The sequence below is a fragment of the Acetobacter sp. DmW_125128 genome (genome assembly GCF_008704325.1).
Lineage (GTDB): Bacteria > Pseudomonadota > Alphaproteobacteria > Acetobacterales > Acetobacteraceae > Acetobacter > Acetobacter oryzifermentans.
The window spans coordinates 20,432-34,759 of the sequence record NZ_VHOP01000010.1 but is presented as its reverse complement, the minus strand read 5'-3'; the positions used below and the strand labels follow the sequence as shown (position 1 = coordinate 34,759).

Sequence of the window (14,328 nt, the reverse complement as noted above, 5' to 3'; positions counted from 1 at the left end):
CTTACGACCACATGCCGCGTAATCTGGCTGCCATATCGATCCGCACCGACTTCACCGCCTCCTGCCTTGCCTGCTCTTCCGGTTTCACGACAGGCCATGACACGGCTTCGAACAATGGCAGCATGTCCCGGTCGATGAAGCGTGTACGTGAAGCATAGACATGTCGGTCGCCCCGGCTGTGCTGGCCATGCACATAGAAACGCTGCGGCACCATGATATCGAGACTGTCTTTCGCCCTCGTCATGGCCACATAGAGCAGGCGGCGTTCCTCCTCGATATCGTCCTGCTCGCCCGTCGCCAGATCAGACGGAATGCAGCCATCGACTACGTTCATGAGGAACACATTCTTCCACTCCTGCCCCTTGGCGGAATGAATGGTCGAGAGGATCAGATAGTCTTCATCCAGCAACGGCACGCCAGCCTGATCGGACGTGGCATCCGGCGGGTCCAGCGTCAGTTCGGTCAGGAATTTCTCGCGTGACGGGTACCCTCCGGCAATCTGCTCAAGCTGCACCAGATCGGCCAGACGGGTGGAGGCGTCCTCGTGCAGCCGCTCCAGATGTGGCTCATACCAGTACCGCGCGGCTGCAATCTCGCCCGGCCAGCCGACCTGATGGCTGCCGAGAGCGGTCAGCATATTCACGAAACCCGCCCAGACCTCACCACTCCGCTGTGGCGCTTTGACATCCTTCAACGCCTCGAAGGGATGGGCATTCTCGCCCATCGTATCCAGCACGCGCCGGGCTGAACCCGGCCCCACGCCCGGCAGAAGCTGCAATACCCGAAAGCCCGCGATGCGGTCGCGTGGGTTCTGGGCAAAACGCAATAGCGCCAGCATATCTTTCACATGCGCACTGTCGAGAAACTTCAGGCCACCGAATTTCACGAACGGAATATTGCGCCGGGTCAGTTCCACCTCCAGCGTGCCGCTATGGTGCGAAGCCCGGAACAGCACAGCCTGCTGCTTCATTGGTGTTCCGGCCTCACGCTCTTCCAGCACTCGATCGGCAATGTAGTTGGCCTGCGCCGTGTCATCCCAGATAGTGACCAGTCGTGGCTTTTCCTCCGAAGCCCGCTCGGTCCACAGATCCTTGGTGAACCGCTCCGTCGCCTCGCCGATCACCGCATTGGCGGCATCCAGAATGGGTTTCGTGGAACGATAGTTCCTATCCAACGTCACGATGCGCGCCGGGGAATCGAAAGACACTGGAAAATCCAGAATGTTGCGCACGGTCGCCGCCCGGAAGGCATAGATGCTCTGCGCGTCATCACCCACCACCGTCAGGCCTCGGCCATCGGGCTTCATGCCCAGCAGCATCTCCGCCTGCAGCCGGTTGGTGTCCTGATACTCATCGACCAGCACATGATCCCATTTGCCGCCGATATCTGCGGCCAGAACCGGGTTGCTGACCATTTGCGCCCAGCACAGCAGCAGATCGTCATAATCCAGCACGCTCTGCTCCTGTTTCGCCGTGACATAACCGGCGAAAAGCTGTTTCAACTGGGCTTCCCAGCCCGCGCACCACGGATAGTGCTTCAGCAATACATCGGCGAGCGGCGCGCCTGAATTCACCACACGGGAATAGATGGCAAGGCACGTGCCCTTGCCGGGGAACCGCTTCTCGGTTTTGGAAAATTCCAGATCATGGCGGATCAGATTCATCAGGTCAGCGGAATCTTCGCGGTCATGGATCGAAAACGCCGGATCCATGCCGATCTGCTGGGCATACTCCCGCAGCAGCCGCGCACCGATGGAGTGGAACGTCCCAGACCAGGCCAGCGCGTCAGCGAGAGGTCCGGCCTTGTCGCCCAGCACGGTTTTGCAGATGCGTTCTACCCGCCGCGTCATCTCCACACTGGCGCGGCGCGAGAAGGTCAGCAACAGGATGCGGCGCGGATCAGCCCCTGAGGCGATCAGATGCGCGACCCGATGGGCCAGTGTGTTGGTCTTGCCCGAACCAGCCCCGGCGATGACCAGCAGCGGGGATGAATCCGCCCCGCCTGTCGAGACTCCGGTCCCGTGCGTGACAGCCTGTCGCTGGGCCTCATTCAGACGGGACAGATAATCATCGCTGCCCGAAGCAGGAGAAGGTTCTGGATTCAATTCCTTAGCGCACTTTCATCAACGATACTGATCGAACATCGCTAACCAGCATGCCGGATACAGAGCGAATTTGCATTGACTTGCGTAGCATGATTGGAACAAATCAGGAACATATAATCAGGAAATTTGCCTGCATAAGGGACGCCGAGCCGTGACATGACTGCTGAAACCCATAAAAAACCCGGTCTGGAGACGCTGCGGGCCGCGATCAGTCGTCTCGAAGGACAGACCAGTCGCAAGCGTGCCACACTGCCCTTTGGGTTAGCGGAGATCGACCGGAGACTTCCCGGTGGAGGGCTGACTCTCGGAGCCCTGCATGAGATCGCTGGAGGCGGCAACGACGCCCTCAACGCCGCTGCCGCCGCCCGTTTTGCTGCCGGTATCGCCGCACGTACACAAGGTCAGGTGTTATGGATTGTGACAGTTGCCGATCTGTTTACTCCCGCACTTCAGCAGGTTGGCCTTCCACCCTCGCGGGTGCTTTTTGTCGAGAGTGGCACCGATCGTGACGTGCTGGCCTGTTTCGAGGAAGGACTGCGTCATCCGGGCCTGGGCGCGGTGGTCGCCGAAGTCGGTCGCCTGACCATGACGGCTTCGCGCCGGTTGCAACTCGCGGCTGAAAGCGGTGGCGGCATCGGTCTCGCCCTCCGACGGTGGAGACGACAGAGGGATGCCGCTGATTTCGGGCAGCCGACGGCGAGCACCACACGCTGGCGGGTCTCGCTTCTGCCATCGGCGCCGCTGCCGGTTCAGGGGGTAGGGGAGAGCCGCTGGTTGCTGGAACTGATCCGGACACGATCCGGCGAAAGCGCCGACTTCGAGGTGGAGGTACGAAATGGACAGGCAGGATTGCGGATTGCCGGAAGTCCGGACAAAACAGCAGGAGCCGAGGCGAACCACGGTGATCTGGCTTCCGTTCTGGGCCACCGACCGGCTCCGCCGCGAGCAGGGCGACGCCGCGCCTCCGCCTGAACAGCCACTGGTCCTCGCGGGGCGCGAGGGCAGTCGTCGCGTCGTGCTGGCCGCCGACCGCGCTGCCCGTAAAAGCGGGGTGGTGATCGGAATGCCAGTTGCCAAAGCGCAGGCGCTGATTCCGGGCCTGGCGGTTCAGGACGGTCAGCCCGAAGCGGACCGTGCGGCGCTGGAACGGCTGGCGCTGTGGCTGCAGCAGCGGGTCAGTCCCATCGTGGCGGTCGATGCGTCCGGCAAGTCGGCGGACGGGCTGGTTCTCGACACCACCGGAGCCGATCATCTCCTGGGCGGTGAGGCCACAATGTTACGTGACATTGTTCGTCGCCTGAACGGATCCGGTATCACGGCGAGAGCCGCCGTCGCTGATACGCTCGGAGCAGCCTATGCTGTCACGCGCACCACGCCGGGCACGGCGATTGTCGTTCCACCCGGAGAGCACGTCGCTACTCTGGCGGATATGCCGATCGCTGCTCTCCGCCTCCCGACCAACGTCGTTGCCGGAATGGCCGACCTCGGCCTGACTCGGGTCCGCGATCTCGAGAACGCGCCTCGCGCCCCGCTGGTGCTGCGCTTCGGTCCGGAAATCACACGAAGGCTGGATCAGGCCTATGGCAGGGTGGAGGAACCCATCCTGCCGATCCGTCCGGTCGATCCCGTCGCGGTGTCGCGCAACTTCGCCGAGCCAATTGCCGCCGCCGAAACCATCGCGCGCTATATAGGCAAACTGGTGCCGCCGCTCTGCATCGGCCTCGAAGAACGCGGCCTCGGTGCACGGCGACTGGATCTCCTGCTGCATCGTGTCGACAACGCCGTGCAGGCGGTGCGTCTCGCGCTGGCTCGGCCCGTCCGCGATCCGAAGCATCTGCTGCGTCTTCTGTCTGACCAGATTGAGACCATCGAACCCGGGTTTGGCATCGAGCGTATGGAACTGATTGCCATGCTGGCCGAACCAGTGGAGCGGCGCCAGCAGGTCTCATCCCTGATTGAAGAACCGGAGGCCGATCTGTCCGGACTGGTCGATACACTGGCCAACCGGCTGGGCAGCGGGGCGCTTTACCGCGTTGTGCCAGTGGAAAGCGATGTTCCCGAGCGTTCAGTTCAGCGAGTACCGCCGCTTGCGCCAATTCAGGATACGACCTGGCCCGAAGGCTGGCCGCGACCGACCCGTCTGTTGCCGCGACCCGAGCCGATCGAGACCATGGCCATGCTACCCGACCATCCTCCGGTATTTTTCGTCTGGCGAGGCCTGCGCCACAAGGTGAAATGCGCAGACGGGCCGGAGAGAATATTCGGAGAATGGTGGAAAGGTGATGCGGAGCTGACCACGGCGCGGGATTATTTCCGCGTCGAGGATACGTCTGGCGAGCGATTCTGGCTGTTCCGCGCCGGTGACGGCGAACACGGCGAGACCGGATCGCAACGTTGGTTCCTGCATGGGCTCTTCGCATGAGCGCTTCGGCACCGCGCTACGCCGAACTTCAGGTCACGAGCTATTTCTCCTTTCTGCGCGGCGCGTCGTCGCCCGGTGAACTGTTCGGGCAGGCGAAGGCGCTCGGGATCACGGCCCTCGGTGTTACCGACAGGAACACGCTTGCCGGCATCGTTCAGGCGCATCTTGCCGCAAAGGAATTCGGGGTGCGCCTGGTTGTCGGCTGTCGCCTCGATTTGGAGGACGCGCCGCCCGTGCTGGTCTATCCGACCGACCGGGTCGCGTATGGCAAGCTGTGCCGCCTGCTGACGCTCGGCAAGGCCCGGGCGGGGAAGGGGAAGTGCCGCCTGCTCTGGCGTGATCTGGTGGAATGGGGCGAAGGACTGCTCGCCGTGCTGGTGCCGGATGTCGCCGACGAGGAGTGTGCGGCGCATCTGCGGCGGTTGCGGGAGGCGTTCGGTGACCGCGCCTATATGGCGCTCACCCTGCGCCGCCGCCCCAACGACCAGATGCGGCTTTACGACCTGGCCAATCTCGCCCACGCCCAGCGCGTGAAGACTGTCGTCACCAACGACGTGCTGTTCCATACCCATGATCGCCGCATCCTGCAGGACGTCGTCACCTGCATCAGGCACAACACCACCATCGAGCACGCAGGCTTTGCCCGGGAGCGTCACGCCGACCGCTACCTGAAACCACCGCCGGAGATGGCGCGGCTGTTTGCGCGGTATCCTGAGGCGATCGACCGCACGATGGAGATCGTCGAACGTTGCCGGTTCTCTCTGGACGATCTGGCCTATCAGTATCCCGACGAGATCGAGATTCCGGGCCAGACCCCGCAACAGGCGCTGGAGGACCTGACATGGCAGGGGGCGCGGGAGACCTATGGCGGCATAATCCCGCCGGACGTCGAGACGATTTTGCGCCATGAACTCACGCTCATCGGGCGCATGCAATACGCGCCGTATTTCCTGACGGTGCATTCCATCGTTCGTGAAGCGCGGCGACGGGACATTCTCTGCCAGGGACGGGGCTCGGCGGCCAATTCCGCCGTGTGCTTCGTGCTCGGCATCACCGCCATCGACCCATCGCGCACCACGCTCCTGTTCGAGCGGTTCATTTCCGAGGAACGGGGCGAACCACCGGATATCGACGTGGATTTCGAGCATGCTCGACGCGAGGAGATCATCCAGTGGGTCTACGATCATTACGGTCGCGACCGCGCGGCGCTGACCGCCGTGGTGATCCGCTACCGCGCCAAGGGCGCGTTGCGCGACGTCGGCAAGGTGATGGGGCTACCGGAGGACGTGATTGCTCTGTTGAGCAAACAGATCTGGGGCTGGTCGCGGCATGTCGAAGCAGAGAAATTTGCCGAGACCGGGATCGATCTGACCGACCGGTGCATCCGCCTGACGCTGGACCTCGCGCGCTGTCTGATCGGTGTACCGCGCCATCTCTCGCAGCATCCCGGCGGGTTCGTGCTGACCCGCGACCGGCTGGACGAGCTGGTGCCCATCGAGCCGGCGGCGATGGATCAGCGCCAGATCATTGAATGGGACAAGGATGATATCGACGCCCTGAAATTCATGAAGGTCGATATCCTGGCGCTCGGCATGCTGACCTGCATGAAAAAAGGGCTGGACCTGCTCGCTGCGCACAAGGGCCAGCATTTCACGCTTCAGACCATCCCGGCCGAAGACCCCCGGACCTACGCCATGATCCGCAAGGCGGACACCATCGGCGTGTTCCAGATCGAATCCCGCGCGCAGATGTCGATGCTGCCGCGCCTCAAGCCGCGTACCTATTATGATCTGGTGATCGAGGTCGCAATCGTGAGACCCGGCCCGATACAAGGAGATATGGTCCATCCGTATCTACGGCGCAGGGAGGGGCTGGAAGAGCCGGATTATCCGACACCGGAACTGGAGGAGGTGCTCAAGCGCACACTCGGCGTACCGCTGTTTCAGGAGCAGGTGATGCAGGTCGCCATGGTCTGCGCGGACTTCACCGCCGCCGAGGCGGACGGGCTGCGTCGGGCAATGGCGACGTTCAAGAACACCGGCACCGTGTCCCATTTCCAGACCCGTCTGCTCGAAGGCATGACGCGCAAGGGCTATCCGGAAGAGTTCGCGCAGCGCATTTACCAGCAGCTCGAAGGTTTCGGCTCCTACGGTTTTCCGGAAAGCCATGCGGCCAGTTTCGCCATTCTCGCCTATTCGTCGTCCTGGATGAAATGCACCCATCCGGACGTGTTTCTGGCCTCGCTTCTGAATTCCCAGCCGATGGGTTTCTACGCGCCCGCGCAACTGGTGCGCGATGCCCGGGACCACGGCATTGAGGTCAGACCGGTCTGTATAAATTCTTCCCGCTGGGACAGCACTCTTGAAGGCGAGGATGACGATCGCGGCTGTTTCGCGGTGCGGCTGGGGATGAGCCTGGTCAAGGGGCTGGCCAACGCCCATGCGGCGGCGCTCGTGGCGGCGCGGCTACGGCGGCCGTTCGCCTCGATCGACGATCTGTGGCGTCGGGCCGGGGTGCCGCAGGAAGCGCTGGTGCGTCTGGCAGAGGCCGACGCTTTCCGGCCGGCGTTCGGGCTGGCACGGCGCGAGGCGCTGTGGGCGATCAAGGGCCTGCATGACGAACCGCTGCCGCTCTTCGCCGCGGCTGCGCAGTCCCGCGAAACCGACGAGCCGGCGATGGCGCTGGTCCCGATGACCGACGGCGCCGAGGTGGTGGGCGATTACAACCATCTTGGGCTGAGTTTGCGCGCCCACCCCGTGTCGTTCCTGCGGGAGGATCTGCGGCAACGCCGGATCGTGCCCTGCGGCACGGCCATGGTGCTGCGTGACGGTAAACGGGTCGAAGCGGCCGGACTGGTGCTGGTGCGCCAGCGGCCCGGATCCGGCGAGGGGGTGTGTTTCATCACGCTGGAGGACGAGACCGGCATCGCCAATCTGGTCATCTGGCCCGACATCTTCGAGAAATACCGATCGATCATCCTCTCGGCCAGCATGGTGGCCGCCAGGGGGCGCGTCCAGCGCGAGGGGGATGTCGTGCATCTGGTGACGCTGGAACTCACCGATCTGTCCGGATTGCTCCGTCAGGTCGGAGCGCGGGGAGGGGACGACGATCCGGCCAGTTCGGGTCTCGACAGGCTCAGTTTCAGGTCACGGAATTTCCATTAGAAGCACCTTCAGGCTTTTCCTTGACACCCATTTTGGCTACCGTGGTCAGTGGCGTGTGGAAACGCTTTTTGCACTGGGCGGCCTCCTATGTCGGGTGGCCTGCCAAATAGAACACCTGGACCTATGGTCTCGCGGTGAACGGCTTCGGTTGTCCACTGTAGGGAAATAGGCAGGAGGTGGATACGCCCAGCGCAAAACACCTTTCCAACCGCCCGACGCCAGGGAATGGCGGGGTGAATTGCGCGTTAACAGAATTGTACCGACCGGTCACTCCTTGCGTCGATCATTGATTTCGTTTTGTCTCCAAACTTGATGCGCCGGGGACAGGTGATCTGCTCCGGCGGAAGAAACCAAGGAACGACCGGTTATGACATTACCAATACTCTACAACTGTCCCCCATCGGGAAACTGCTACAAGGTTCGGCTGTTCGCAGCGCTGACGGGCATTGAACTTGACATTCAGGATGTCGACCTTGTGGCAGGAGCACATAAAACAGCCGCGTTCACCGCCCTCAACCCCTGGCAGCAGGTACCGGTCCTGCAGGACGGAGAGACCGTGATCTGGGATTCTCAGGCCATTCTCGTCTATCTGGCGGAAAAATACGGCAAGACAGACTGGTGGCCGGCAGATCCGGCAACCCGGGCAGCCGTCATCGAGTGGCTGTCGGTGAGCGTCAATGAAATCCAGCATGGTCCGGCAGACGCACGGCTTGTGAAATTGTTCGACTATCCCCTGCGTTACGACGATGCCGTACGTAACAGCCAGCGAACGCTCAAGGTCATTGACCAGCATCTGAGCACCCAGAAATGGCTGTCAGCAGACCGACCCACTATCGCGGATTGTGCCGCCTATCCGTATCTCGCACTGGCGCCGGAGGGCGACATCGCCCTTGATCCTTACCCGTCATTACGGCGCTGGATCGATAACATGGAAAAGCTGCCGGGCTATGTTCCCGTTGATCACTAAGCGATTTTACGCATGGCTACATCCGTGCCCGTTCTTTCCTCATGGGGAAAGCCGTGCACCTCGAAGCGGCTATGAAGAGGGAAAGTGAAGTTGGGAATTCCGTGACGGGTTGAGAGGGTAGGAGAGAGTCTCCTGTCCGCCCGTCATGGAGTTTTTCGCCATGGCAACCGCCGTTTCCAAAATCGCGCTCAGTTCCTCGCGTGACATTCCGTTCAACAAGCTGGTCCTGTCCCAAGCCAATGTCCGGCGTGTGAAGTCCGGTCTTTCGATCGATGAACTGGCCAAGGATATCGAGCGCCGCGGGCTGTTGCAGAGCCTGAATGTCCGCCCCGTCCTCGACGACAGCGGGGCCGAGACCGGCACCTACGAAGTCCCGGCTGGCGGGCGACGTTTTCGCGCGCTCGAACTGCTGGTGAAGCAGAAGAAGCTGAACAAGACCGCCCCGGTGCCCTGCGTCGTGCGCGAGGCAGGATCGTCCATACTCGCCGAGGATGATTCTCTCGCCGAAAACGTCCAGCGCGTGGCCCTGCATCCGCTGGATCAGTTCCGGGCCTTCCGCGACATGCTCGAAAAAGGCATGTCCGAGGAGGAAATCGCGGCGGCGTTCTTCGTGCCGGTCACGGTCGTCAAGCAGCGTCTACGCCTGATGAGCGTCTCCGAAAAGCTGCTGGACGTCTACGAACAGGACGGCATGCGGCTTGAGCAACTCATGGCGTTTTCCATCAGCGATGACGCGGCGCGTCAGGAGCAGGTCTGGGAAATCGTCGCCCAGAGCCATAATCGCGAACCTTACGTCATTCGCCGGATGCTGACGGAAAAGGCAGTCAGGGCGTCGGATGCTCGTGCGCGGTTTGTCGGTCTGGACGCCTATGTCGCGGCAGGCGGTCACGTCATGCGCGACCTGTTCGAAGCCGATGATGGAGGCTGGCTGCAGGATCCTGTCATTCTCGACCGCCTCGTGATGGAGAAACTACAGGCCGCCACCGAGCAGGTCAGGGCCGAAGGCTGGAAATGGGTCGAGACAGCCCTGTCGTTCCCCTGGGGGCACACCCGCCACCTGATCGAGATCGACGGGACGCTGGCGCTGCTGTCCGAGGAAGAGACCGCACGTCTGGCCGTCCTGCGTGCGGAGCAGGAAACCATAGAAGCCGAATACGCCGAGGCCGAGGAACTGCCCGACGAAATCGATCATCGCCTTGGCGAGATTGAACAGGCCATCGAAGCCCTTGAAACCCGTCCCGCAATTTTCGATCCGGGCGACATCGTGCGGGGTGGGGCCTTCGTCAGCCTCGACAGTGACGGCACGCTGCTGATCGAGCGCGGGTTCGCCCATCCGGAAGACCTTGAAGATGAAAACCTCTCCGACGCGCACGATCCTGCGGCAGCCCTGGAAGACGGCGACGCTCCCGAAGACCATGCTGACAACGCGACCACCGATGCGACAGGACAGCACATCGCGTCCGACGACGCCGAAGACGAGGATGATCTCCGCCGCCCCATCCCGGATCGCCTGCTCTCCGAACTGACCGCATGGCGGACGCTGGCCCTGCGGGACGCGTTTGCCAGCAACCCTGATGTGGCGCTGACCGAATTCCTGCACACGCTCTGCCTCAGCCTGTTCCGCGACGATCGCAGCGGTGCCTGCCTCGAAGGCGGGGTGCGCGTTGTCGGGTTCCCGATCCAGGCGCCCGATCTGGGCAGCAGTCTGGCGGCCCATGCCCTGCGCGCGCGGCACGAAGGATGGAAGCAGGATCTCCCGCAGGACGAGGACGAACTCTGGGCGTGGCTGGATCGGCTGGATGAGACCAGTCGTTCGGCCCTTCTCGCGCACTGCCTCTCTTTCGGGGTGAATGCCCTGTTCGAGAAGGTCAATCCGCACGGGTCAGTTTCTCCGCGCGCGATTGAGCGCCGACTGGCCCGCAGCAACCGGCTGGCATCGGCCCTGCGCCTTGATCCGGTCGAGGCGGGCTGGCAGCCGACGGTCGAAAACTATCTCGGTCGCGTGACCAAGCCGCATATTCTGGACGCCGTGCGCGAAGCACGCGGTGAACAGGCGGCGGGGCTGATCGCGCATCTCAAGAAAGCGGATATGGCCCGTGAGGCGGAACGGCTGCTCGAAGGTTTCGGCTGGTTGCCCGAAGCACTGCGTGCGGGGCTGCCTGAGCATGCCGCGCCTGACGAGGAACAGAACCACACAGCGGAAGACGTGGAACTGCCGGCCTTCCTGAACGCCGAGATCGCCGCTGAATAACCATTTCCCAACCACTCAGGGCCGTGATCCCGAGGTTCGCGGAGTCACGGCCCGCCCTTTCTTCCAACTGTATGATCCGATGGAGCTTGTCATGTCAGAAACATCAGGCGTCCCCGCCACCCCTGAAGCTGCCCCGGTTGACTATACGCTGCGCTGGCAACGTCACGAAGCAGCGCAGAGAGATGCGGCGGTGCAGAACCGGCGGATTGTATTCGCCACACTCGCCCTTCACGGCATCACCCAGGTCAAGGTCTCCTTTAATGGCGAGGGGGACAGCGGCCAAATAGAGGATATCACTGTCACGCCCGAAGACCAGGCCGACATTCTTCAGCGCGAAATTGCCATGAAGACCACGTCATGGCCCGATGCTGACGTTACCCAGGTGTCCGGCTCCCTCAACGATGCGATCGAGAATGTCTGTTACGACGCCCTTGCACAGACGCATGGCGGCTGGGAAAATAATGATGGCGCATATGGCGATATCATTTTTGACGTGCCTGAGCGAACCGTCACGCTTGAATTCAACGAGCGCTATACGTCCTCGGAATATTACGAACATAGCTGGACAGAGGAGGCCGACCATGGCGCATAGTTATCATCATGCCCTCTCTTCCGTGCGGCAGTGGGGTGGAACGGTAGACGATTTCCTGCCAATTCATGACTTCTTCGACGAGTCCAAGCGGATATCGGCAGACTTCCGTCACAGGGCCTTGCGGCATCATGCTGAAGGGATCTACCTCGCGGAGCGGATATTTGGTGTCACCCTTACGCTTTCAACGGGCAGGGTCGTGCCCGTCCGGCTGATCGGTGAGCAGCATATGCGCGAAGATTTCGGCTTTATCCCGAGTTTTGTAGACTGGCTGAAGGAAATCCGGCCGCAACCGTGGATGGGACGGGCGAAGTCTCTGCATCAGATGCTGGAGACCGACCTCGACAACTCATGATAACGTTCTGAACACTCTATTATTCTCTATGGTCATGACGCGGCTTTCGGTCTCCGGAAGCCGCATTTTTTCATGTTGGTCATGCCCTGAAGAGGGAGAGGGCGGCTTCGCCTTTTGTGCCGAATATCCGGCGCAAGAGGAGAGTTTCCATGACCATGACCGTTCTTCCTTCAGCCCGTCCCGCCAGCGGGTTTCGTATTGATCCTTCCCGTGGCCGGGTTGACCACCGTGTGGCGTCCGAGTGGTATTCCCGGCCCGATGACGAGCGTTATCTCTCACTCGCTGATCTGCACGCGGCGACCCTGAGCCGTGCGGAACGGGCGACAGCGCGCACGGTGGAGAGCCGCGCCATCCGCGTGGACGCGTCACGCGACAACGCCGAGCGGCTGACCCTGTCTGTCCCCGGCCAGAGTGCGCCGGTTGCGCCGACCCATTGGTCTTTCGGGCAACTGTGCAGCCTTGTTAGCGCGCCGTCGTCTTACCTGCGTAATCTTCCGGCTCCGCTAGCCGCGATCAACTTACAGCATGGGTTGCTGTCCCATCGGGCGGAACTGGTCAAGACGCTGGAGACCGCGACGGCCGTGTCGAATTGCGGGCCGTGACCGGGCCGGATTACGGCCGGATCTGGGACCACGAGCTTGTGGGTGCGGTGCGAAAAATTGCCGGTAATGGAACAGGGGATACGAACTGGAAAGTACCGGGTGTCATTGACTGGGCGACCATGACCCATAATCCGCATGTGGACATCACGAAGGAAACCACAACCCTGTATGCCTCGGACAGGGACGTTTTCCTGTTTCTCGTCGATGATACGCATCCGATCGAGGCGGGACGGCTGCCAAATGGCGATCCTGATCTTTTCTTCAGGGGGTTTTACGCATGGAATTCCGAAGTCGGTAGCAAAAGCCTCGGTATTGCCTCTTTCTACTTGCGCGGTGTGTGCCAGAACCGGTTGATCTGGGGGCAGGAAAATCTGCAGCAGATCACGATCCGGCACAGCAAGTTTGCGGCCTCCCGCTTTGTCCAACAGGCTGCACCTGCGCTGCGGAATTTCGCAAACGCCAGCACAGCATCGTTCGTTTCCGGAATTCAGGAATCACGCAAGCAGATCGTAGCCCGTGACGAGGACGACCGCGAGCGTTTTCTGCGCCGACAGGGCTTCTCGAAACCCGAGACGGCGAAAATCATCGAGACGGTCCTGCATGAGGAAGGCCGGCCACCGGAAAGCGTGTTCGATTTCGTGCAGGGTATTACGGCCTTTGCCCGCACAAAGAGCAATCAGGACACGCGGCTCGATCTGGAAGGCAAGGCCCGCAAGCTCATGGAGCGGGTCTGATCTTCCAGCTGCATTTTTCATCGTTGCCTTTGCGAAAGCCCGGATTTGTTCCGGGCTTTTTCTGTATGGAGGGTCCGAAAATGGCCGATTATTTTACGCATTTCTCCTGCCTTCTCGACGTAAGAACACATGAAAACGCGCTCAAAGCGCTGGAACTCTATCGGAACGAGACGGAGGATGAAGATGGTTTTTGTCTCTCTGACGGGTTCTCCCTTCTGCTGTCTAGGGAAGGCTCTTCTGAATTGTGGATCCATGATGAGTCTGGCGGCGACCCGGAATGCGTCATCGCATTCGTGCTGAAATGCGCGGAAGCGTTTTCACTCTCCGGTTTGTGGGGAATGGAGTATGCAAATACCTGTTCGCGTCCCCGTCTCGACGCTTTCGGGGGTGGCGCGCATCTCATTGATCTTGGGGCGGGTAAATCCGTCGGCTGGACCAGCACCAACGAATGGCTGGCCGGTGCTCTCGAAGGAGATGATCCTGATGCCTGAGATCCTCTCCGTCACCGTTTATCAGATCGATGAACTGTCCGCTGCCGCTCGCGAAAAAGCCCGTTGCTGGTATCGGGATACTCTGGACGCTTTTCCCTGGTGGGATGCTGTCTATGAGGACTTTCTGCGCATATGCGCCGTAATCGGGGTGGACGTTGCGACGGTATCACGGCGTTCGACAGGCCCGTCCAGCGTATGCGATCCCTGCATCTATTTCCGGGGGTTTTCCAGTCAGGGGGACGGCGCCTCGTTCGAGGGTGTCTACAAATATGCGCCGCGTGCGTCCCATAAAATCCGTCAGTACGCGCCGCAGGACGAGGCGCTTCATGCCATTGCAGACCAGCTAACTGCGCTCCAGAGGTGGAATTTCTACCAGCTGACCGCGCGGATTACCCAACGCGGCCTCTATTACCATGAATATACGATGCGGATCGACGTCAGTCGCGACAGCCCGTCGGATCAGGATATGACGGCTGACGCGGAGGAAGGGGTTACCGAGGCCCTGCGCGATCTGGCACGCTGGCTGTATCGTTCTCTTGAACGCGAATGGGACTATCAAACCACCGATGGGGTGATTGATGACGCCATCCGCGCCAATCGATATACGTTTACCGTAGGAGGAGACCGGTTTTCATGATTGGCAAAGATG

Annotated in this window: 10 protein-coding genes and 1 pseudogene; 10 read left to right on the top strand and 1 reads right to left on the bottom strand. The window is 61.4% G+C overall.

The genetic code is table 11. From position 1 onward, the window contains the following. Position 1: 1 nt before the first annotated feature. Complete coding sequence (locus FKW19_RS04225; RefSeq protein WP_052051223.1) at positions 2-2,104, bottom strand: ATP-dependent helicase; 2,103 nt, start codon at positions 2,102-2,104, stop codon at positions 2-4. Positions 2,105-2,260: 156 nt separating this feature from the next. Between FKW19_RS04225 and FKW19_RS04220 the strand changes: the two genes are divergently transcribed. The 10 genes and pseudogenes from FKW19_RS04220 to FKW19_RS04175 all read left to right on the top strand — a co-directional run bounded on the left by FKW19_RS04220 (position 2,261) and on the right by FKW19_RS04175 (position 14,316). Continuing rightward, positions 2,261-3,076 carry an ImuA family protein gene (locus tag FKW19_RS04220; protein WP_232877465.1) on the top strand — a complete coding sequence of 272 codons (816 nt, stop codon included), beginning with the start codon at positions 2,261-2,263 and terminating at the stop codon, positions 3,074-3,076. Further along, the gene (locus FKW19_RS04215; RefSeq protein WP_370513144.1) at positions 3,006-4,526 is read left to right on the top strand and encodes a DUF6504 family protein; all 1,521 of its coding nucleotides are present in this window, start codon (positions 3,006-3,008) and stop codon (positions 4,524-4,526) included. Before FKW19_RS04220 ends, FKW19_RS04215 begins: the two co-directional genes overlap by 71 nt. Then, positions 4,523-7,690, top strand: coding sequence for an error-prone DNA polymerase (locus tag FKW19_RS04210; RefSeq protein WP_086898285.1), 3,168 nt, complete (start codon positions 4,523-4,525; stop codon positions 7,688-7,690). Before FKW19_RS04215 ends, FKW19_RS04210 begins: the two co-directional genes overlap by 4 nt. A gap of 367 nt (positions 7,691-8,057) precedes the next feature. Further along, positions 8,058-8,657, top strand: a complete 600-nt coding sequence (locus FKW19_RS04205; RefSeq protein WP_035378701.1) for a glutathione S-transferase family protein — start codon at positions 8,058-8,060, stop codon at positions 8,655-8,657. Between the two features lie 160 nt (positions 8,658-8,817). Further along, positions 8,818-10,908: a ParB/RepB/Spo0J family partition protein gene (locus tag FKW19_RS04200; protein ID WP_035378751.1), complete on the top strand. Its 2,091-nt coding sequence runs from the start codon at positions 8,818-8,820 to the stop codon at positions 10,906-10,908. Positions 10,909-10,999: 91 nt separating this feature from the next. Then, positions 11,000-11,500 (top strand): DUF6878 family protein, encoded by a 501-nt coding sequence (locus FKW19_RS04195; protein ID WP_035378699.1) that lies wholly within the window; start codon positions 11,000-11,002, stop codon positions 11,498-11,500. Then, entirely contained in the window at positions 11,490-11,852 is a 363-nt protein-coding gene (locus tag FKW19_RS04190) for a DUF6915 family protein (protein WP_035378696.1), read from the top strand. Before FKW19_RS04195 ends, FKW19_RS04190 begins: the two co-directional genes overlap by 11 nt. 149 nt (positions 11,853-12,001) lie before the next feature. Then, positions 12,002-13,188: pseudogene (locus FKW19_RS04185) on the top strand (DUF932 domain-containing protein). Between the two features lie 80 nt (positions 13,189-13,268). Then, positions 13,269-13,679 carry a hypothetical protein gene (locus FKW19_RS04180; protein WP_035378692.1) on the top strand — a complete coding sequence of 137 codons (411 nt, stop codon included), beginning with the start codon at positions 13,269-13,271 and terminating at the stop codon, positions 13,677-13,679. Then, a complete protein-coding gene (locus FKW19_RS04175; RefSeq protein WP_035378691.1) occupies positions 13,672-14,316 on the top strand; it encodes a hypothetical protein in 645 nt (214 codons plus the stop codon). Before FKW19_RS04180 ends, FKW19_RS04175 begins: the two co-directional genes overlap by 8 nt. The last annotated feature ends 12 nt before the right edge of the window (positions 14,317-14,328 follow it).